This window comes from Burkholderia metallica (assembly GCF_902832845.1).
Lineage (GTDB): Bacteria > Pseudomonadota > Gammaproteobacteria > Burkholderiales > Burkholderiaceae > Burkholderia > Burkholderia metallica.
Genome location: NZ_CADFDB010000035.1, coordinates 1 through 348, shown reverse-complemented (window position 1 = coordinate 348; position 348 = coordinate 1). Strand labels below are relative to the sequence as shown.

At 67.2% G+C, this 348-nt stretch carries 1 protein-coding gene; it reads left to right on the top strand.

Going from position 1 to position 348, the window contains the following annotated elements; translation table 11 throughout:
* The coding region (locus tag HWX08_RS34195) for a sigma 54-interacting transcriptional regulator (RefSeq protein WP_175869763.1) at window positions 1-348 on the top strand (348 nt) is incomplete at both ends.

The window sequence follows — 348 nt, the reverse complement described above, 5'->3', positions numbered from 1 at the left end:
GGCGGCACGCTGTTCCTCGACGAAATCACCGAGATGCCGCTCGAATCGCAGGTCAAGCTGCTGCGCGTGCTGGAGACGGGGCGCCTGACGCGGCTCGGTTCGACGCGCGAGATCGACGTCGACGTGCGGATCGTCGCGGCGACCAACCGCGACCCGGAAGCCGCGATGGCGGACGGCAAGCTGCGGCCCGACCTGTTTCACCGGATCAACGTGTTTCCGATTCCGCTGCCGTCGCTGCGCGAGCGCGGCGACGACATCCCGATGCTCGCCGACGCATTTCTGCAGCGCTACAACGAGGAAACCGGTCGCACTTTGCGTTTTTCGCCGGCCGCGCGCGAAGCGCTGAAG